At 67.7% G+C, this 20,169-nt stretch carries 20 protein-coding genes; 6 read left to right on the top strand and 14 right to left on the bottom strand.

All coding sequences use genetic code 11. The annotated features are described in order from the left end of the window. The first annotated feature begins 24 nt into the window (after positions 1-24). Entirely contained in the window at positions 25-1,611 is a 1,587-nt protein-coding gene (locus ACWGR4_RS01890) for a class I adenylate-forming enzyme family protein (RefSeq protein WP_452128278.1), read from the top strand. Further along, on the top strand, positions 1,608-3,086 hold the full coding sequence (locus tag ACWGR4_RS01885; protein ID WP_452128277.1) for an FAD-dependent monooxygenase: 1,479 nt from the start codon (positions 1,608-1,610) through the stop codon (positions 3,084-3,086). Before ACWGR4_RS01890 ends, ACWGR4_RS01885 begins: the two co-directional genes overlap by 4 nt. 110 nt (positions 3,087-3,196) lie before the next feature. On the opposite strand, the gene ACWGR4_RS01880 is transcribed toward ACWGR4_RS01885, so the two are convergent. The 7 genes from ACWGR4_RS01880 to ACWGR4_RS01850 all read right to left on the bottom strand — a co-directional run bounded on the left by ACWGR4_RS01880 (position 3,197) and on the right by ACWGR4_RS01850 (position 10,841). Beyond that, positions 3,197-4,108: a hypothetical protein gene (locus tag ACWGR4_RS01880; RefSeq protein WP_379996746.1), complete on the bottom strand. Its 912-nt coding sequence runs from the start codon at positions 4,106-4,108 to the stop codon at positions 3,197-3,199. 283 nt (positions 4,109-4,391) lie between these two features. Further along, positions 4,392-5,147, bottom strand: a complete 756-nt coding sequence (locus ACWGR4_RS01875; protein WP_452128276.1) for a transposase — start codon at positions 5,145-5,147, stop codon at positions 4,392-4,394. Between the two features lie 160 nt (positions 5,148-5,307). Continuing rightward, positions 5,308-6,036, bottom strand: a complete 729-nt coding sequence (locus tag ACWGR4_RS01870; protein WP_379996742.1) for an NAD(P)-dependent oxidoreductase — start codon at positions 6,034-6,036, stop codon at positions 5,308-5,310. A 70-nt stretch (positions 6,037-6,106) separates the two neighbouring features. Then, the gene (locus ACWGR4_RS01865) at positions 6,107-6,871 is read right to left on the bottom strand and encodes a class I SAM-dependent methyltransferase (protein ID WP_379996740.1); all 765 of its coding nucleotides are present in this window, start codon (positions 6,869-6,871) and stop codon (positions 6,107-6,109) included. 91 nt (positions 6,872-6,962) lie between these two features. Then, on the bottom strand, positions 6,963-7,958 hold the full coding sequence (locus tag ACWGR4_RS01860) for an isopenicillin N synthase family dioxygenase (protein WP_379996738.1): 996 nt from the start codon (positions 7,956-7,958) through the stop codon (positions 6,963-6,965). A gap of 336 nt (positions 7,959-8,294) precedes the next feature. Next, on the bottom strand, positions 8,295-9,302 hold the full coding sequence (locus tag ACWGR4_RS01855; RefSeq protein ID WP_379996736.1) for an isopenicillin N synthase family dioxygenase: 1,008 nt from the start codon (positions 9,300-9,302) through the stop codon (positions 8,295-8,297). Positions 9,303-9,341: 39 nt separating this feature from the next. Beyond that, entirely contained in the window at positions 9,342-10,841 is a 1,500-nt protein-coding gene (locus tag ACWGR4_RS01850; protein WP_379996734.1) for an MFS transporter, read from the bottom strand. Between the two features lie 433 nt (positions 10,842-11,274). Here ACWGR4_RS01850 and ACWGR4_RS01845 point away from each other — a divergent pair, with 433 nt between their 5' ends. After that, a complete protein-coding gene (locus ACWGR4_RS01845; RefSeq protein WP_126639629.1) occupies positions 11,275-12,003 on the top strand; it encodes a TetR/AcrR family transcriptional regulator in 729 nt (242 codons plus the stop codon). A 315-nt stretch (positions 12,004-12,318) separates the two neighbouring features. Further along, positions 12,319-13,152 carry a DUF2637 domain-containing protein gene (locus ACWGR4_RS01840; protein ID WP_452128329.1) on the top strand — a complete coding sequence of 278 codons (834 nt, stop codon included), beginning with the start codon at positions 12,319-12,321 and terminating at the stop codon, positions 13,150-13,152. 103 nt (positions 13,153-13,255) lie between these two features. Here ACWGR4_RS01840 and ACWGR4_RS01835 read toward each other — a convergent pair whose 3' ends face one another. The 7 genes from ACWGR4_RS01835 to ACWGR4_RS01805 all read right to left on the bottom strand — a co-directional run bounded on the left by ACWGR4_RS01835 (position 13,256) and on the right by ACWGR4_RS01805 (position 17,769). Beyond that, a complete protein-coding gene (locus ACWGR4_RS01835; protein WP_452128326.1) occupies positions 13,256-13,465 on the bottom strand; it encodes a DUF6527 family protein in 210 nt (69 codons plus the stop codon). A 110-nt stretch (positions 13,466-13,575) separates the two neighbouring features. Next, the gene (locus ACWGR4_RS01830) at positions 13,576-14,955 is read right to left on the bottom strand and encodes a HesA/MoeB/ThiF family protein (RefSeq protein WP_452128275.1); all 1,380 of its coding nucleotides are present in this window, start codon (positions 14,953-14,955) and stop codon (positions 13,576-13,578) included. Further along, the gene (locus ACWGR4_RS01825) at positions 14,952-15,341 is read right to left on the bottom strand and encodes an E2/UBC family protein (protein ID WP_452128274.1); all 390 of its coding nucleotides are present in this window, start codon (positions 15,339-15,341) and stop codon (positions 14,952-14,954) included. Before ACWGR4_RS01825 ends, ACWGR4_RS01830 begins: the two co-directional genes overlap by 4 nt. An 11-nt stretch (positions 15,342-15,352) precedes the next feature. Continuing rightward, positions 15,353-15,811: a multiubiquitin domain-containing protein gene (locus ACWGR4_RS01820; RefSeq protein WP_452128273.1), complete on the bottom strand. Its 459-nt coding sequence runs from the start codon at positions 15,809-15,811 to the stop codon at positions 15,353-15,355. Positions 15,812-16,050: 239 nt separating this feature from the next. Next, positions 16,051-16,515, bottom strand: a complete 465-nt coding sequence (locus ACWGR4_RS01815; protein ID WP_452128272.1) for an ImmA/IrrE family metallo-endopeptidase — start codon at positions 16,513-16,515, stop codon at positions 16,051-16,053. A 37-nt stretch (positions 16,516-16,552) separates the two neighbouring features. Continuing rightward, the gene (locus ACWGR4_RS01810; RefSeq protein ID WP_452128271.1) at positions 16,553-17,143 is read right to left on the bottom strand and encodes a helix-turn-helix domain-containing protein; all 591 of its coding nucleotides are present in this window, start codon (positions 17,141-17,143) and stop codon (positions 16,553-16,555) included. Continuing rightward, entirely contained in the window at positions 17,140-17,769 is a 630-nt protein-coding gene (locus tag ACWGR4_RS01805) for a TetR/AcrR family transcriptional regulator (protein ID WP_452128270.1), read from the bottom strand. The genes ACWGR4_RS01810 and ACWGR4_RS01805 overlap by 4 nt, the downstream gene beginning before the upstream one ends. Before the next feature lie 105 nt (positions 17,770-17,874). Between ACWGR4_RS01805 and ACWGR4_RS01800 the strand changes: the two genes are divergently transcribed. Both ACWGR4_RS01800 and ACWGR4_RS01795 read left to right on the top strand, forming a co-directional pair. Beyond that, complete coding sequence (locus ACWGR4_RS01800; protein WP_452128269.1) at positions 17,875-19,137, top strand: oxidoreductase; 1,263 nt, start codon at positions 17,875-17,877, stop codon at positions 19,135-19,137. A gap of 108 nt (positions 19,138-19,245) precedes the next feature. Beyond that, positions 19,246-19,944 (top strand): type 1 glutamine amidotransferase domain-containing protein, encoded by a 699-nt coding sequence (locus ACWGR4_RS01795; RefSeq protein ID WP_452128268.1) that lies wholly within the window; start codon positions 19,246-19,248, stop codon positions 19,942-19,944. Positions 19,945-20,169 lie beyond the last annotated feature (225 nt).

Here is a 20,169-nt window from a genome sequence, read left to right as displayed (position 1 = left end):
ACACAGGTGAATCGAGAATGACACATGCTTCTGCAGCGCATAGGTAATCGCGGCATACGCCTGGGCACGCTGTTCGACCGGGCCGCCGCCAAATACCCGTCGAACGTCCTGATGCTCGACCACGACCTGGACATCGCCCCGGAACGCGGCCGCAGCATGACCATCGCGGACGCCGCCGAACTGGTGAGCGACCTCGGCACCCGGTTGTGGCGCGCGCGGGTGCGGCCCGGCGACCACGTGGTGGTGTACAAGAGCAACGCGTTCGACATCACCCTGCTGGCCGTCGCGGCCGCGCGGATCGGTGCCGTGCCGGTGCTGCTGTCCCCGTACCTGGACGGCGAGACGGTGACCGCGCTGCTCGACCGGGTCGAGCGGCCGGTGCTGATCACCGACGCCGCCAAGCTCGAATCCGCGCTCCCCGACACGGTGTTCACCCACGCCGACCGGGTCCTGCTGGCCGCGGGCGAACACCCGCGCGCGACGAGCCTGGCCGAGCCCGCCGCGGCCCCGCACGTCCCGGCGCTGTGGATGCCGCCGGAGCACCCGACGCTGGTGACGCACACCTCGGGCACCACCGGGATCCCGAAGCTGGCCGTGCACACCGGCTACAGCCTGGAGGCCCGCTACCGGCCGCAGGCATTGGCGACGACGTTGATGCGCAGGCGCGAAACGGTGGCCATGCACGTCTCGTTCGTGCACTCCCGGCTGTTCACCGCGCTGGCCATCTCGCTGCTTCGCGGCTTCCCGGTGGCGGTGTTGGCGAACCCGGACCCGGAACACGCCGCGACGTTGTTCGCGCGCTGGCGGCCGGCCGTACTGGAGGCGCACCCGAACACCTACCTCAGCTGGGAACGGCTCGCGGACGACCCGCGCGCGCCGCTGTCCAACGTCAAGTTCTTCAGCAGCACCTTCGACGCGCTGCACCCGCGCACGGTGCGCACCCTGATCGGCGCGTCCCGCCGCCGCGCGCCGAAGTTCGGACAGATCTACGGACAGAGCGAGGTCGGCCCCAGCGTGGCGCGCTCCTACGGGCGCAACCGCTCGGCGGAAGCCGACGGACGGTGTGTGGGCATCCCCTTCCCCGGGATGACCGGGGTCCGGGTGATCAGCCGCGACGGCAATCCGCCCTCGCCGACCTCACCCGGGTTCATCGAGATCAGCAGCGACGGTCGTATCCACACCTACCTGGGCGAGCAGGAGCGGTTCCACAAGCAGGCCGATCGGGAGTGGTGGCGGATGGGCGACCTCGGCTACCGCACCCGGTGGGGCTGTCTGCACCTGATGGATCGGGAGGTGGACGAGATCCCCGGCTTCGGCAGCACGCTGGACGTGGAGGACCGACTGTTCACCCGGCTCGACGAGTTGGCCGAGGTGGTCATCGTGCCCATGCCGGAGGGCCCGCCCCGACCGGTGGTGTGCACCAAGGACGACCGGCCGCTGGACCACGCCGCCTGGCGCGCCGCGGTGGCCGATCTGCCGCGGATGGCCGAGCCGACGCAGTGGCGCAAAGCCGACCTGCCGCAGACGGCCACCACCAAGATCAAGCGCCTGGAGCTGATCCGACTGCTCGACGGCACCTCCGGCGGGTCGCAGATGGGGGAACCGGCGTGAGTACGATCGCCGTCGCCGGCGGCGGCATCGGCGGCCTCGCCTCGGCGCTCGCCCTCGCCGCCCGCGGCCACGACATCGTGGTGTGCGAACGCAACGCCCAATTCACCGAGTTGGGCGCCGGCATCCAGCTCGCCCCCAACGGTATGCACGCGCTCGACCGCCTCGGCCTGGCCGAGGCGGTCGGCCGGATCGCCGTCCCCGTGGGCGAACTGCGCTTCATGGACGGGGTCACCGGGGAACACGTGGTGGCCATGCCGCTGGACCGGCACTACCGCGACCGCTTCCGCAACGCCTATGTGGTGGTGCACCGGGGGGAGTTGTACCGGCTGCTGCTCGACGCCTGCCGAAGCCACGCGCGGATCGACCTGCGGGCCGCGCACGCGGTGGTCGGCTACGCGCACGAGCCGGACGCGGTGCGGGTGTTGCTCGCCGACGGGGCGAGCCTGGGCGCCGACGCGCTGGTCGGCGCCGACGGGCTGCACTCCGCGGTCCGCGCGCAGTTGGTCGGCGACGGCGCGCCGCGCAACGCCGGCATCACCGTGTACCGCTCGATCGTGCCGATGGAGCGGGTGCCGACGCACCTGCGCCACATGTCGGTGACGTGGTGGGCCGGACCGGGGCGGCACTTCGTGCACTACCCGATCGCCGGCGGGCGCTTTCTCAACCTGGCGCCCAGCGCGGAGAACGCGCCCGCCGAGACCTTCTCGGGGGTGTCGGTGCCGGCGTCCGAGGTGCTCGGCGAGTTCGGCGCGCTCTGCGAGAGCGCGCGGCGGTTGCTCGAACTGGGCGCCGACTGGAAGGCGTGGGTGCTGGTCGACCGGGAACCGGTGGACGGTTGGACGGACGGACGGGTCGCCCTGCTCGGCGACGCGGCCCACCCGATGCTCCACTACGCGGCCCAGGGCGCCTGTATGGCCCTCGAGGACGCCGTGGTCCTGGGTGAGCTGTTGGACTGCCCGGCAGGGTGGTTCGCGGCCCGTCTGGGCCGGTACAACGCCGTCCGCCGGGAGCGCACCGCACGGGTGCATCGGCTGGCCCGGGACAGCATCGCGCTGTGGCACGCCGCGGACGCGGCGGCGGAGGCCCGCAACAAGGCGCTGTCCGCGATGTCGCCGGGCGAGCTGTACGACTTCGTCGCGTGGCTGCACGGCACACGGGAGTTCGCCGGCTCGCCGTCCGTCACCCCGGCGATCGCGGACCCCGAGGAGAGCTCCGCCTACACCCTCGGCGGTCGGCTCGACCCGACCGAAACGCCGACGTCGAGGACACCACCCCGGTCGTCCGAAAACGCGGCCGTCGGCTCACCCGCGTCGTCCGCGCGAAGTGCCGGTACCTACACCCTCGGCGGCTGGCTCGCACCGGCCGAGGACCCGCAACCGGTAACGCCGGCCCGGTCGCACCGAAGCCCGGCCGCCGGCTCACCCGCGTCCCCGCGAAGCGCGGCGCGCACCACGGAGTCGCCGAAGTCCTCGTGATCCACGTGTTCATGTGCTGCCGGTGAGGCATGCGTGTAATGCCTGTGGCCCCGCCGCGGCCGCGGCCGTGCCCGGCGCCGGCGGGCCCGGGGAGCCGCCGAGCGCACGGGTCAGGCCGAGACGCGCTTTTGTGCGGGATACACGTAGGGCGCCTTGTTCCGTCGTTGCGCCAACTGCGCGCGCCCCGCGCCGGCGGCCAGGTGTCGCTTGGGTCCGACGGCCCATGGCGGATCCGTTTCCGCCCCGGACGCGTCGAACAGCGCGGCGGCCTTCGCCGACAACCGTCTACAGGCCGCCTCGTCGCCCAACTGGGCGTGCGCGCGCGCCTCGTGCGAGGCCAGCAACGAGCGCAGCACGGTCGGCGCCGAGGCGTCGGCCCCGGCGTCGGCGAGCCGGATCAGCCGCAGCGCGTCCAGGCCGTTGCCGCCGCGCATGAGGTGATAGCTCAGACAGGACAGGATGTACGCGCCCAGGTTCGGGTCGCCCGCAAGGCTGGACGCACGCAGGCCGGCGAGCAGATATTGCTGGCCCTGCGCCCGCTTGCCGTGATCCGCGGCCAACCAGCCCGCGAGTTGCGCCAGTTCGGCGATGGCCCCGTACAGCCGCCTGGCGGTCGGTGCGTCGAAGGAAGCGTTTGTGGTCAGGTGTCGGGCCCAACGCAGCTCGTGCACCACCCAGTTCAGCACGAGGGCGCAGTTCTGCGCGTCGCCGAGGCGGCGCAGCCGGGCGATCCGGCCGAAGAGCATGTCGATCATCTCGGGGTCCAGCTCGGCGCCCTCCGTCCGGGCGGAAGCCGGTCTGCTCTCGGCGGTCAGCCAGTCCACGGCGAGCAGGACCAGGCCCGCGCCGGGCACCAGGAAGGGCGCCTGCAGTTGTTCCTCGTCGTCCTGCTCGACGAGCGGACGGAGGATGCGGTCGACGTGCTCCTCGGACCACGGCGGGCTCAGTCGGAGGTCGCTGTCGTTTCCCGTCGATTCCGCCTCGGGAAAACGCTGCGGCCAGATATGGCGGATTTCGACCACGCGGCCGAGACTCTCCGATAAAATCGTCGCCACGAAGCCGGGTACCCGCCCCCGCGGATATGCTCCCTTGATCCAACCGTACGGCGCCTTGAGGCTGACGGTGCCATCCCCGTACCGTCGATTGATTTCTCGGGCCAAACGCTCCGGAGTCCACTGCAGGATTTCCAGAGATATTGCGAGTCGAGAATCTTTCCCCATCGGTGCATCTCCCCCTTGAAACGCTCCTTTGAGTGTGCGGCCGGATGCCGCCATGATATGGATCAAGATTGTCACACCTGTGGCATCAAAACGCCACAGCGCGCTTCCGCGTCTTATATGGTTCAGCCGGCCGGCCGGCGGCCGACGGGGGGCCGCGCCCCCTGCGGAGAGTCGCGAAGATCGGCTCGGCGGGCCAACGCCGCAGGCGCCCGGATCCGTCGAGGCGGGCTGCCCGGGTGGGGCCGCCGCCCACTGCCTCGGGTCCCGTCGATACCCCTGACCTGCATGGGAGTCGGCTCCTCGGGGGCCGGTGCGCGGCGGGCCGGAGCGCTCGACCGGGGTGGACGGCGCGGTTCGCGAACGTCACCCAGCGGGGCCGGCGCGGGGGTGTCGAGGGGGCCGCCGGCTCATTCTCGCTCTGAGATGAACGGCCGGATCCCGCCGGTCCGGATCCGGGTGCCCCGGTTGGGCCGGCGACCGGAACGGCCGCCTCGCACCGCGTGATTCCCTCGCGTGAGTGCGGGTGGTCGAGTACTGCCCGGTGCAGCCGCGGCCACACCCCCGCGTTCGTCCACACCATGAACCGACGATGAGCCGTCGGCGACGCCACCCCGAAACACGCCGGCAACTGCCGCCACGCACACCCACTGGTCAGCACGAACACCACCGCCGTGAACACCGCGCGCTCCTCCACCGGCGCCCGACCACCCCCCTGCCGCCGCACCCCGAACCCGGGCAACAACGGAACCACCAACTCCCACAGACGATCCGACACCAACCGCCCCGACAGCGCATCACCCACCACCACGGGGCGGGCGCACCACCGGACAGGTGACCCCATATGAGACACAAGCCCGCCGCCGCGGACGCAACTCGGCCCGTTCGGAGGTGCTTTGGGATCCGGGGGTGATTTTCGGAGACGATGTCACATATAGGTAGATGACGGCACCATCCATTTCGGATGGTGCCGTCATCTCCCGTCTACGGGCCTGCTCCCGTGGCTACTTGCTGCCCCAGGAACCGATCCGCATAACTTCCTTCACGAGCACGTCACGAAAGGTCGGAACACCCTTTGTGGTGAACACAGCGGTGACCGTTCGGACATGCTCGTTCTCGGTCACCTCGCGCAGGAGGGAATGCGCCAGGTCGATGCGCGAGGTATACAGACCCGGCGTCTCCGGCGCGGCGAAGTGGTAATCGGTGAGCGTGTCCGTGTTGTAGAGCGCCGACGGCCGGATGATCGTCCAGTCCAGATCGGTCGCGCGCACGATCTGCTCCATGCGAAGCATGTCCGCGTAGAGCGTGCGACCGATCCTGGTCAGCGTCGGATAGATCATCCGCCGATAGAGGAAGGACTCCTGGAGCGGCTTTTCCCCGGCCGACGAAGGAGAGCTGACCGCAAGCAGTCGAGAACTCACACAGGCCAACCGCTTGACGCCGTGCGCGGACATCGCGTCGGTGATATTGGTGAGCCCCCGGGAAAGCACCGTGACGGGCTCTCGCCCATAGGGTATTCCCAGGATGGAAATGATCGCGTCCTGCCCGATCACCGCCTGCTCGACCGCGTCCTTGTCGAATACGTCCGCGCCGACCGTCCGCAAAAGCGGGTCGCTCAGCGGAAAACTGTCGGGCCGGCGGACGACGGCGGTCAGCTCGTGACCATCGGCGATCGCCAGTTCGGAGAGGCGTCGTCCGGTCGAACTATTCGCTCCGAATACAGCGATCTTCATAGGCTTTTCTCCATCTCGGCAGGGTGGGCGCGGCTCCGACTTTCGTGGATTTCCGGCGGACGCCGGCGGACTACGGCTTGGTGGCCGTGAACAGACCGAACGGCGGGTTCGCCACGAAGTCCGCCCAGTAGCCCTTCGTCGACACGCCCGCGACGTGTCCCGGGGCCAGATTCGGCCGGCGCCGGATGTCGACCAGACCGGCTCGGGCCATGGCCTCCTCGGTGATACCCGCGGGCCAGAAGAATCCGTCGAAGCCGACCGGCGGTTCGACATCCATCTGAATGTGGATGACCTGGAGGTCCCCGTGCTTTTCCTTCGGGGTGATGGACAGGCCGTAACGCGGGTAGACCGACATCTTCTCGATGTCGATGTCCGGGTTGGAGCACAGCGCCACCATGGTGCCGCCGGACTTGAGGTTCCGGGTGCAGCGCAGAACCATCTCGTAGTACTCCTCGACGTCCTTGGCATGCACGAACGCCCAGATCGGCGCGACGACGTCGAACTCGCCGAGCACGGGCAGCTGCGCGGCGTCCCAGACGTCGAACGTGATGCCCAGCGGGTCCTTCTCCTCGACCTCCCGGGCACAGTCGATCATGCTCTTCTCGATGTCCACACCGACTACGTGCTCGGCGCCCAGACGCTTGAACAGGCGCGAGTAGTAGCCGGTGCCGCAGGCGACGTCCAGCACCGACTTCCCGGTCAGATCGGGAAGGCCCCCGAGCAGTGTCTCCCGTTCGACGAAGGCGTAAGGAAGGTTCTTCACGCTGTCGTACTGGGTGCTCGAGGCCTGGTACTGCTCGCTGATCCTGTCGAGGTGGACGGTCTTCTGCATCATCCTTGACCTTTCTTGGGAACAGCACGGTTCTTGGGCACAGCACGGTGAACCGACCGAAGTCGGACCCCCGACCTCCATGGCGCGGAGGACATCAGGAGAAGATCTTCTGGACCTTCCGGGACACCCATTCGCTCACCGTCACGGTGTCGAAACGATCCACCGCGGACGATTCGGAGAACGGCTGCATGGGCTCGATCGAGGCGTCGTAATTGGGCAGGTAGAAATACGGCATGGTCAGCCGGGAAGTGGTGTCCCCAGGCTCCGGATTGACCACCCGGTGCATCGTCGACACCCAGCGGCCACCGGTCCACAGGGCCATCAGGTCGCCGAGGTTCACCACGAAACTCCCGGGAATGGCGGAGACATCGCGCCATTCGGTGCCCTGAAGCACCTGGAGTCCCTTGCGGTCGTCCTCCATGTGCAGGACGGTGACGCTGCCGAAGTCGGTGTGCGGACCCCGGCGCAACTGTCCCGGCAACGGCGGCTCGATTTGCGGCGGGTAATAGTTGACCGCAACCGACGAACCGTGGTGGTCGTGCTTGTCCTCGAAGAAGTCCTCGTCCAATTCCAGGGCCAGGGCCATCAGTCGCATGAGATCCGCACACAGATCCCCGACCACCCGCATGTATTCCTGCCAGGTGGACCGGAAGTCCGGCGGATTCTTCGGCCAGATGTTCTTGTGGGTCCAACTCGCCCACTCGTCGCCGAGTTGCCCGCGTTCCTGGTCGCTCAACTCGCCGGTGACATGCGCGGCGAAGGTCTCGCACAGGTCCGGCGGGGTCTGTAGATCCAGGCTGCGGGCGAGGGTGCCGCCGGCGCGGCGATATCCGGAGACCCCGGGGCGATTCGCGATGAGGTCCTTCTCCTCCTCCGGGAGTTTGAAGAAGGAATTGGTTCGGTCGAACATGCGGTCGATGAGTTCCCGGGGCACCCCATGACCCACGATGATGAAGAACCCGGAACTCGAACACGCATTGCCGATCGCCTTGGCGATGGCTGCCCGCCCGCGAGCCGTGTCCCTGGACGATAGGTCGATGACCGGCACGAAACCGTCGGCCACGGTGACGGTCGACTCGTCACTACCCACGGGATACTTCCTCTCCGACTCTGTGACTCTCCGCCTCTGTGAGTCTTTGACTTCGATGACTCCGACGCGGTGAATCCTTGACGTTTCCATGATGTTTCGCCGACTTTCCCGAACACTCGGCCGCGATCGGCGCCACGCTTTGACACTAGGCGGGGTCGCCGGTGCCGGCCATGGCCGGCAGCAAAATCTGTCAACTCATCCGGACCCGGCCGAATTTCGCGCTCGATTTCGCGAAAAGCCAACGACAGATGGCCGATCCGCGCGATGAACAACCCCCGCGAGGGAGGCGGTTCATCGGCGGATCGGCCGCTGGAAGGAATGGGCCCCTCCTATGCGCTACGCGTCGGTAGCGAACAACTTCTGTATTTTTCGTGACATCCACTGCCCGGCCGTCACCGTGTCGTATCGGTCGATGGCGCGCGTCTCCCGGAAGGGACGCATCGGCTCGATCGGCGCGTCGTGGTTGGGCATGTAGAAGAACGGGATGGTCAGTCGGGACGAGGTGTCCCCGCGCGCGGGGTTGACCACCCGGTGCATCGTCGACACCCACCGCCCGCCGGTCCACAGGGCCATCAGGTCGCCGATGTTGACGACGAACGTGCCCGGGATCGCCGGGACGTCACGCCACCTCGTCCCGCCCTGGAGCACCTGGAGGCCGCCGCGTTCGTCCTCCTGGTAGAGCACGGTCAGCCCGCCGAAGTCCGTGTGCGGACCCCGGCGCAGCTGACCCGGCAGCGGCGGTTCCAGTTGCGGCGGGTAGTAGTTGACCGTGACCGACGAGCCGTGGTGGTCGAACTTGTCCTCGAAGAAGTCCTCGGCCAACCCGAGGGCCAGGGCGAACAGCCGCATGAGGTCCGCGGACAGCTCCCCTATCACCGCCATGTACTCCTGCCAGACCGGCTTGAAGTCGGCGGGTTCCTCGGGCCAGATGTTGGCCAGCGTCCAGGTCGCCCACTGATCGCCGAGCCGACGACGCTCCTCGTCGCCCAACTCGCCCGTGGTGTGCGCGGAGAAGGCTTCGCACAGGTCCGGAGGCGACGTTCGACCGATGCTGCGCGCGGTCGTGCCGCCCATCCGGCGGAAGCCGGATACGCCGGGGCGATTGGCCACCAGGTTCTTCTTCTCGTCCGGCAACGTGAAGAAGCCGTTGGTCGCCGTGTACATGCGGTCCACGAGATTCGCCGGGACACGGTGGTTGACGATTATGAAGAACCCGGAATCCTCGCACGCTCCGCCGATGGCGTCGGCGATCGCGGCGCGCCCCCGGGCGCTGTCCCTCGAAGACAAGTCGATGAGCGGCACGTAGCCGTCCACCACGGTGACCGGTGACCGATCACAGTCCATGACCAATCTCCTTCCCAGCCGCTGCTCTCTCGGTATTCCTCAGGAACCCACTTCGACGCTCGGGACCGCCGTCTCCGGTTGCGGGCTCGGCGCCGTCTGCCTGCCGCGGGAGATCAACCCGACGGCGAGCGCGCCGACGGCGAGCACACCGAAGGCCACCCAGAGCGCCACCGAATATCCGTGCACGATCCCGGACTTCACCGCGGCCTTACCGTTTCCGTGGTCGTCCAGGTAGGACGAGGTGACACTGGTCTGAATCGAGTTGAACAGGGCCGTACCGAGCGCGGCGCCCACCTGCTGGACCGCGTTGTACGCCGCGGACGCGATTCCCGCCTCGTGCCAACCGACGTCGACCATGGCCAGGTTCGTGGCCACCGCGAGCAGGCAGCCGAGGCCGATCCCGGTGAGGATCTGCGCGGGAACCAGGTACGCCATGAACACGTGCGAGCTGTCCGCTTCGAGCTGGGTGAGGATCAACAACCCGGCCGCGGCGGAGAGCAGGCTGAAGACGATCAGGAATCGCGGGGCGACCCGATTGTGCAGCTTCGCGGCGATCAGCATGGAGCCGATGATCGTGCTGACCGCGTTCACGAGCAGCGACATGCCGGTCTTCACCGGCGAATACCCGAGAATCGTCTGCGAGTAGTAGCTCATGAACAGGTAGAAGCCGTAGATCGAAATGAACATCACCCACACCGACACGAAGGCCGCGCCGCGCACCTTGTGCAGGACGATGTGCAGGGGCATCAGCGGGTTCTTCGACTTCGTCTGCACGCCCACGAACAGGGCCAACAGCACGATGCCGCCGAACAGCAGGAGCAGGACCAGCGGGTCGTCCCAGCCGCGCGGCTCGGCCTGGGTGAACGCGTAGACCATCGCGACCAGACCGCTGGTGCTCAGCAGTACGCCGGGCACATCGATCGTGCGCAGGCTGCCGCTGGGTTCGTCGCGCAGGATCAGCGGGACGCCGGCCAGCGCGATCAGGCACATCGGGATGTTGATGTAGAGGCACCAGCGCCAGTCGGCGTATTCGGTGAGCAGACCGCCGGCCACCACGCCGAGGGCCGCGCCGCCCGCGCCGACCGCGGCGAACACGCCGAAGGCCTTGCCGCGTTCGACCGCGTCGGTGAACGTCAGGGTCAACAGCGAGAGCGCCGCCGGGGCGAGCAGTGCGGCGAACAGCCCCTGGGCGGCGCGTGCCCCGACCAGGGTGCCCACGTTCTCGGCGAGGCCGCCGACGGTGGAGGCGACCGCGAAGCCGAGCAGGCCGATCGCGAACGACCTGCGGTGGCCGAGTACGCCACACACACGTCCGCCGACGAGCAGTAAGCCGCCGAAGGCCAGCGCGTACGCCGTGATCACCCAGTGTCGGTTGGCGTCCGACATGCCCAGGTCCTGCTGTGCCGAAGGAAGCGCGATGTTCACGATCGTCGCGTCCAAAACGATCATCAACGTGGCCAGGCTGATTACCGGGAGGGTCCACCATCGCTTGTTCGACTGCGCTGGGGACTCGAAGGCTTCCTGCTGAATGTCCGTCACAACCAACTCGCACTTCGGTCTAGGTACTCGAACATTGGTCTAGTAGTCGACGAGCGTACTACAGCCCGACGCGCGGTAACGCTCCGAATCCGCGCGCCCGACAGCCCGCGCGGAGCCGTCCGAAGGCACCAACTGCCCTTCAAAACAAGGGAGTTCACCACCCGCGCCAAATTTCGAATCGACCAGGCGGCGGCGCGGGTCACCCCTTCGTGGGGGAGCCGGTTCGTCCTCGCCGGTGGCGGGCCGTCACCATGGAGAGGCGGTGCGCGGTCGGACCCGACCGGCACCACACCCGGGCCCGCGCCCGCGCGAATCGGGGCTTCGGCTTCCGTTTCCCGGGGCCTCGACCCCGGAATGCACGACAGCGGAGCGGAAGCAGGCACGACCCGCAGTGATACGTTGTGCGCACCTTTATCGAGGCGGCCACGTGAATATGGAGGTGAAGGTCATCGTAGATAAAGAGCAGAATTCGGGTAGCCACGCCGGCCGGAGCGTAGGCAATGTCTGGCTGCGCCCCTCACGCGGAAACAAAAGCGGTGAGCCACCACTCACCCGGGCCCGCATCATTCAGGCGGCCGTCGCCCTGTTGGACGAAGAGGGAATGGAACGGCTGACGATGCGTCGGCTGGCCGAAAAGCTTCAGGTGGGCGCGACCACGCTCTACTGGCACGTGGCGACGAAGGACGACGTCATCGACCTGGCCGTGGACGCGATCTTCGGCGAGGCACCGGTCCCGACCGGGCACACCGCGAGCCCCCGGGACGATATCGCGGCACTGATCAACGATTGGCGCCAGGCGATGTTGCGCCACCCGTGGGCAGCCACGGTGCCCTCGCGGCAGCGCCCGCTGATAGGCCCGAATTTCCTGACCTGGATGGAATTTCTGCAATCGGCACTGCTCCGTGCCGGGCTGGCCGAGAATCGACTGAACCCGGCAACCTGGGCACTCTATAACCATGTGATGGGCGCGACCGCCACCCAATCCAGCCTCCAGCTTTCACCGGAGGAGACCCGGATCGGCCAGGAATACCTGGAAAGCCAACGCGACTGCTATCCGACCGTCGCCGCCCACAACTACATCGCCGACACCGACTGGGACCACAGTTTCGCCGTCGGCCTCGAATTCCTGCTCGACGGAATGGCAACCCACGTCGATTCCTGACCGCGACCGGCCGGCCCGCCCCCCGGCCGCCCGCGCCGCACCAGAGCCCCCACTCGAACGGCACCCCTCGCCCCGCCCCTGGGCATACGACACGTGCGGACCGAGACAAGTCTCGATCCGCACGTGTCATGTACAACCTGTGGGCGATGAAGTTCGCCGATGTTCCTCGGTGTCCGAGGGGGGACTCGACCCATACCCCCAACCGATCCACCTGAGCGGATCCTTCGCTCCTATCGCTGCGTCCCACGCTAGCGCTGCTGTCCGCGACGATGCGTCACCCACAGGCGTGAACCTCACTCAGTTGCGGAGCCTGCCATGAGCGGCCCCGCGAACGCTCAGGCGTCCTCACCCTTGCGCGCCGTCACCTGGATCATCGGCGCCGTCATCGGTCTGACCTTCCTCTTCGGCTTCGGCAACGTCTGGGACTTGGCGCTCCGGCTTGAAGTCACGCCATGGGTGGCGCCGCTCGTCGCACCAGCCGTCGACCTGTCCATTCTCGGCTTGTTGTTGGCTGTGCGGTACCTCGCGCTCCATGGAGCTACGCCAGAGCAACTGCGCCCTGCGAAGCGACTGTTGATCTTCTCCAGCTTGATTACGCTCGCTCTGAATGTGGCTGAACCACTGATCACCCGACAGTTCGGCAAGGCGGCCTTCGATGCGGTGGGCCCGTTGCTGCTCATCGGCTGGTCCGAGGTTGGACCGAGTCTGCTCCGGTGCCTGAAGCAAGGGCAGAAGCCGGACGTCCTAGGAACCCACGATGCTGTAGTAGAAGGCGAAACGCTCCTGGGAACCTCATGTGCGGCGGTGCGCGACGGCACATCGCGAGTGGATGTTCCTTTGCTTGAGAGGGATCAACAGAAGGTGCATGGCGCCGCGGTGCCGGTCGAAGGTCTGATGACTCGTGCCCGCCATGAGAACGCGCAGCATTGGGCACTGCACCGGCGCCCTATCTCCGCCGAGAATCTGCGCAAGCAACTCCACATCGGTGCCGGAAGGGCCAGGTTGCTGGTCGCCGAGTTGCGGCAGGAAGGCGCCGTCGACAGCAATGCGGCAACAAGTTTCGGCAGCGTCGCATCCTTCTCTGATCACCATGGGCACGCACCCCCAGCGGCCAAGAAGCGTTCCCGGTTCGCATCCAACACGGGCTGATGGTCATCTCTCTTCAACCGAAGGATCAGCTCGGTGCCGCCCGAACTTCACGGCAGCATCGATAGAGGCGCTGGATGTGAGGCGGCCCGCAGGGTTGCGCATCTCAGACCCAGACGATGCGTCCCTCACGCAAGATGTAGTGGCAGCGGGTTGTGCCTCGTCGCTCGTCGATGCTCGGGATGACGGTGAGCGGCGCGGGGTTGAGGATGCTCCAAGCGGGCCAGTTGTCGGGATCCAGGTTGATCATGACTCGATGGTGCTCCCGGCAGGGGCAGTCGAAGACCAGCCACTTCCGATGGGTACCGGAGCCCACCAGGATGGCTGTTTTCCTGCGGAGCCGTTCCGGGACGTCATGCACGCTGGGCACGGTCGAGCCGACGCTCCATCGTCGACGCCATGGCCAGGCCAGCCACGCCGGAACTCCTACGCGGTCCAACCGAGTCCCCAGTAGCGATCCGTGTCCCCAAGCTGGGTGGGGTCTTCGCCGGCGCAGTAGTGACCGGGTGTGGGCTCTTGGTGATTGCTGGAGATCTCCCGATCGTGCAGCCGGAGTAGGACTTCGCTGGGGCGGGAGTCGGGGCCGTAGCCAACGAGGCGTTCAAGAAGCTCGCCGACTGCGGCTGCAGCGGTCGCGGTGGTGTAGGTGACCACGGCCGGCTCGATGCCAGGGAGGGCCGGCGCGTATCCCTCCTTCTGGAGCCTCAACTGTTCTTGCACGGGGCGTTCTTGCGCCGCCGCGATCGGCATCGAGACCCGCCCTCGGCAGGGCAGGCATGCGGCGCCGGGATGCAGGACGGTGACACGTCCGATGATGTCGCGGATGGTGCCGTTGCTCGTTGCGTCGATCTGGATGCCGCAATCGATCACAGGAGTCAGGTAGGCATAGGAGAAGCGCGAGAGCCTGAGACGACCTGCGTCGTCGTCGGTACAGCCGAAGACAACGTCCGCCCCGACAACTTGCCGTGCGATGCGTTGCCGGCTGACTGTTCCGCTGACGCGCGTGATGTGCAGGTTCCTCGCGATGCGTTCGAGGTGATCGGCGATGACGTCGACCTTGTCTCGACCCACGTCCTCAAGGGTGGACCCGTAGACGCGCGTGAGGTTGCTCTCGGAGAGGGTGTCGGGGTCGACGAGAGTGAGATGGCGAACGCCGAGTCGGACGAGTTGTTCTGCCACTGCGGAGCCCGTCCCGCCCGTACCGATGATCGCGATGCGCAGTTCACCCAGAACACGTGGGATCTCGGCGCCGAAGGCGCGGACGTGGCGGTCGTGCAGACTCGGGAGTTTCGGAACCCTGGAGTCGAAGGAACGCAACAGTTCGAAGCGCTCGCCAGCCACGAATATCCGGTCGATCTTCGAGTGCTCTCGTCCTTCGATGTGTCCGGTGAAGGTCAGATGTCCATCGCGGTGGCCGAGTGTGAGCGCGCCGTAGAGTCCCGAGCCGGTACGTTCGGCAAACGTGCATGCGAGTTGCGCGTCCACTTCCCGGTCGTGTCGGCTGGGTCGAGGTGTCGAATCCCGAGTGGGGTGGGTGTGAACCCAGAGGGCGACGCACCCGTATTCCTCGGCCACGCGCAGGGCCGGCATGAAGCCCTCCGAGGGAACGCCGAGGCTCCTGGCTGTCCGCTTCAGATAGAGGTCGTCGGGCACTTCGAAGAGCTGGGCACCGACAAGGCGAAGCCTCTCGTTGTCCAGGCGGGCTGTGCGGGTGAGTAGTACGGCACCGCTCTCTACAGGGCGTTGGACCATTCGCAGGAGGTCGTCGGCCAAGGATTGGGAGAGTGCCAGCGTGGTTGTGTTCATGCCGCGCCTCCTGCTGCGGTGTGCAGTTCGGCCCGGATCAGCGAGAAGTAGCTCTCGAAGCCGTCGATGCCCGCCAACCAGGCCCCTGGTGGGAGATGGCGGGACCAGCGCTGCCACGTGCCTCCGCGAAAGGTCTCTTGGACTTCGGTGGCCGGGATGACAGCGCCTTGGGCGGTGATGAGGGCCGGTGAGACCCACCACATATCGGGAGGCACGTCGGGGTAGAGCGGTGCCAGGCGGACCAAGACATCCGCGTTGCCCGCGCTGAGGCCTTGGGGCAGGTCCACGTTCGTGAGCTGAACGCAGAGCATCCCACCGTCTTCGAAGACCTCGTAATCGAAGCCTTCCCGACGCAGGAACGAGTGGTCCTCGGGAGGAAGATCCATTTGCATGGCTCCTACCGTGAACCGGGGTTGATGCGCCCAGGTGCGGTGAAGAAGCGCATCCCGTCTCGCAGCCGGACGGTCTCGTCGTCGGCGATCTTCTTGTCTTGCTTGTCGACGATGTCCAGCCACAGATCACGGTCGGCCGCCACCGGGGGCACGGGTACGGCCCGCAGCTCGGCTCCGGTCATCCGCTTCCGGGTGACCGTGTAGGCGGCACGATCAATGTGGATCGAGATCTCGCGAATCTCACTGAAGAACCGCATCCCCGGAACCAACGCGATTGTCTCGTCCTCCTCCAGGGGGCGGTCCAACGCGTCGGGGATGTCGAGCCAGATCTCCTTGTCCTGCGGGATCGCAGGCCGCGCGAGGTGGCGGAGGTTCGCTGCGCTGACGTGTTCGGTGCGGGATTCGTACTCGTGGCCGTCGATGAAGATCGGGATGCGACGTCCGGCCGCTTCCGTCGTGCTCATGGCGCTTCTCCTTGCTGACGGACAACGAGTGCCGTCGTGGTTTTCGTCGTGGAACTGCGTGAAGCGAGGCGTCTGATGCCTCAGAGACCTCAGGCGCCACGTCCATGACAGCACGATGATCGCGTGTTTGACTACCCCTTGGAATGACAATTTGGCTGACATGGACGAGTGTGCGAAAGGGCCGCTGTTTGCGGCCCGTTCGTTTCGACTGGGTTGCTCGCCCGAGTGGGCGATGCGTTCTAGGTGGGGTCGGAGATGATGCCCAGGTTCATCAGCCGGTAGTTCATGGCGGTTGTGCTCATTCCGAAGCGCTCGGACAGGCGTCGGACGAGCTCATCCGCCGAACTGAACCGGACCTTCCTGGCTTCGCGTCGCACCATCACTTCCGGCGCCAGGAGGGCGGCGGCGAAACGATTGGCTTCGATCTCCTCTCGATCCGTGGCCATGCTCGAAACGCTGTCGCGAAGGTTCACACGGGTCCCCGTGTCGAGGATGAGCGGTCGGCCTGCGTGAAGCAGGAGGTGGCCGAGCTCGTGCGCCACGGTGAAGCGCTGGCGCACCTCGGCATGCCCTTCGTTCACGCCGATCACCTTCTCCTCATCGCGACGCAACAGCATGCCGGACACTTCGTCGTCCATCTTCTGAGCCACCACGAGAACGTCGAGCTTGCCGGCCAGTACCCAGGGATCGACGGGTGGCTCCACGATCCCGAACTGTGCCAGGAGGGCGGTCGCAGTCGTGTCAGCCCTGGCCATCGGAACCTCGCATTTTTTGTGCCGCCGAAACGACGGACGCGACAACGTCGGCAAGGTGCTCGGGCAGGTCATGGGCGGGCCCGGCGTCCACCAGCGGAGGAAGCAGTTCGGCCGGCTCCACTTCCAGTGCCGCGGCGATGCGTGCCAGGCGGTACGGCGGAGGTGCCTGGACGCCTGATTCGATGTTCGTGATCGATCCTCGGGTCAGTCCCGTCTTGCGAGCCAGGAGTTCCTGGGTCAGACCAGTGCGCACCCTGGCGGCGCGCACTCGTTGCCCGATGCCCGCATTGAACGCACGCTCGTTCACATCTCTCCCGATGTCAGTCTCACTGACATTCAACCTAATGCACTCCACTGGAGAGAGCCACAGCGCCACCCTCCCGGCTTGCGATTGCGTGGAGGGTTCGATGATGTCGACGCGGTAACGGTTGGGGAGGGTCAGGCGGGCGAGCAGGAGAGGGATGTGAGGTTCACCTTGTATGGCCACGCCATGCTCGGACTTGGATGAAGGTTTCGCTGCCGATCGCACGTGGGTGGCCGGTCCGGTCGCCGGAGTGCCGGCGAACGCTCCGGTCACCTGCTAGGGGTTGCCTGCTCAAGCGGTGTTGCGGTGGTTTGAGGCATGGCCGGGGTGGCGGTGAACAGCGCGTGGACGGTGGTGCGGACGTGGTCCGCGACGACGTCCGGGGTGGACGCGTCGAGTTTGCCGTCGAGGTGCAGGAACGCCAGGCCGTGGACCAGGGCCCAGACCATGGTCGAGAGCGCTTCGGGGTCGCCGTGGGGGAAGGCGGCGCGGGCGATGCCGCGCACGTAGTCCTTGATGGCGGCGGTCGCGTCGACCCGGTCCTGGTTGGTGGGGTCGCAGGGTTCGGCGAACATCACCCGGAAGACCGCGGGGCGGTCGAGCGCGAAGCGCACGTAGGCGACGGCGACGTCGGCGAGTTCGTCGGGGGTGGCCGGTGACGGGTGCGCGGCGACGAGGTGTTCGGCGAGTTCGCGGTAGCCCTCGGCGGCCACCGCGGACAGCAGAGCCTCGCGGTCGGCGTAGTGGCGGTACGGGGCGCCGGTCGATACGCCGGCCCGCCGGGCCACCGCCCGCAGGGACAGCGCGGCGCTGCCGTTCTCCTCCAGCAGTTCCCGCGCGGCGCGCAGGCATGCCGTGCGCAGATCGCCGTGATGGTACGAGCCGCCGTTTTGCGACATGGGTCACACCCCTTCGTGTATGCACCGCTTACATCGATGCTCTAATGTGAGCAGTGCACACATTGTAGGGGATTCCGAGATCGAAAGATTGAGAGGAGAACGCGGATGACCAGCGAGTTGTTCTCGCCGCTGGCCCTGCGCTCCGGGCAGGTGCTGGGCAATCGGATCGCGAAGGCGGCCATGGAGGAGAACATGGCCGGACCCGGCCAGGTTCCCGGCGCCGGGCTGATCGCGTTGTACCGGCGCTGGGCGACCGGCGGAGCCGGGCTGCTGATCACCGGCAACGTGATGGTCCACGCCGAGGCGCTCACCGGCCCCGGCGGCGTGGTGCTCGACGAGGCGGCGCCGTTGGAGCCGTTCGCCGCATGGGCCGAGGCGGCCAAGTCCGGCGGCGGGGCGGTCTGGATGCAGATCAACCACCCCGGCCGCCAGGTCCGGGCCGACATGCCGGGCGTCGTGTGGGGACCGTCCGACGTGGGCGTCGACCTCGGCCGGCACAGCAACCGCTTCGGCCGCCCCACCGCGATGACCCCCGAGCAGATCGAGGCCACGGTCGCCCGGTTCGCGGCCACCGCCCGGCGCGCCGAGGAGGCGGGGTTCGACGGCGTGGAGGTCCACGCGGCGCACGGATACCTGCTGTCGCAGTTCCTGTCCCCGCTGGTCAACCGGCGCACCGACGCCTGGGGCGGCCCGCTGGAGAACCGGGCCAGGGTGCTGCTGGACGTCGTCGCCGCGGTGCGCTCGGTGGTGTCGCCGTCGTTCGCGGTCGCGGTGAAGCTCAACTCTGCCGACTTCCAGCGCGGCGGTTTCGGCGTCGACGACGCCCGCCGGGTGATCGCGATGCTCGAACCGCTCGACGTCGACCTGGTCGAACTGTCCGGCGGCAGCTACGAGAGCCCGGCGATGACCGGCCGGCCCGCCGACACCCGCACCCGGGCCCGCGAGGCCTACTTCCTCGACCTGGCCACGGACCTCGTCACGACCAGCCCCCTCCCGCTGATGCTCACCGGCGGCATCACCCGACGCGACACCGCCGACCGCGTCCTCGCCGGCGGCGTCGCCCTGCTCGGCATGGGCACCGCCCTGGCCGTCACCCCGGACCTGCCCGAACGCTGGCGCGACGGCCGCGAGGCCGACCGGGAGCTGCGCCCGGTGACCTGGACCGACAAGTCCCTCGCGTCGGCCGCGAGCATGGCGCAGGTCCGCCACCAGATGCGCCGCATCGCCCGAGGCGGCGCCCCTCGGCCCGGGACCCACCCGGCGCGCGCCCTGCTGTGCGAGCAACGCCTGCAGCGGCGGGCACTGCGTCATTACCGCGCCTGGCTGCCCACCGCCGAAACCTCACGCCCCCTGGACCACGACGAGTAACGGCCGATCGCCCGCGGCCGTACATGGACGGACGACGATCAGGGGTATCCGTGCCGGGTACACGCGGACGGCGCCGGCGTCCGAGCCCCGAACGTGAAGGAGAACGACATGACCAAGGTCCTCATCGTGGTGTCCGCGGCGGATCGCTGGACCCTTCGCAACGGCGTCGTGCACCCCTCCGGCTTCTGGGGTGAGGAACTGGCGATGCCGCACAAGATCTTCACCGGGGCCGGCTGGGAGACCACGATCGCCACCCCGGGCGGAAAGCCGCCCACACTCGACCGGCTCAGCATGTCCTGGACCGCCGGTCGACCGTCCAGACTGCGCGAAGTCCGCCGGTACCTGGACACCATCGAGACCCAGACGGCCGACCCCCGATCGCTGGACGACGTCGACCCGGACGCCTTCGACGTGGTCTTCTACCCCGGCGGCCACGGGCCGATGGAAGACCTCGCGGTCGACCCGGTCTCCGGCGCGCTGCTCACCCGCGTACTGGCCTCCGGCAAACCCCTCGCGCTCCTGTGCCACGCACCCGCCGCCGCCTTCGCGGCACACGACGCCGACGGATCTTGGCCCTTCACCGGGTACCGGATGACCGGCCTGTCCAACGTCGAGGAGAAGTTCAACAGCTTCGGCCGCAAGGCCCAATGGCTCCTTGAGGACCGCCTGCGCGACAGCGGCGCCCACTACACCAAGTCCCGCGTACCGCTGCGCCCGTTCGTCGTCGTCGACCGCAACCTCTACACCGGCCAGAACCCGGCCTCGTCCGAACCCCTCGCCAAGCGTCTCGTCGCCGACGTGGGCTGACCCGACCGCCCGGCCGGACCGCGCGTTCGACCGTCGCGGGGACCGCTGTCTCCGCGCGCCCGTGTATGCGCCCGATCGGCGTCGCTTCCGTCGGGCACCGTCGTGACGTGGGCGGCGCCTACCTGGGCTCGACTGCGGCACCACTTCCGTCGCGCGCTGTTCCAGGCCCCGGTCCGCCGGCTCTTTCGACCGGCGATCGGGCGATGCCCCTTCACGATGGTGTCC

This window comes from Embleya sp. NPDC055664 (assembly GCF_053618075.1).
This window is presented reverse-complemented; position numbering and strand designations above follow the sequence as displayed.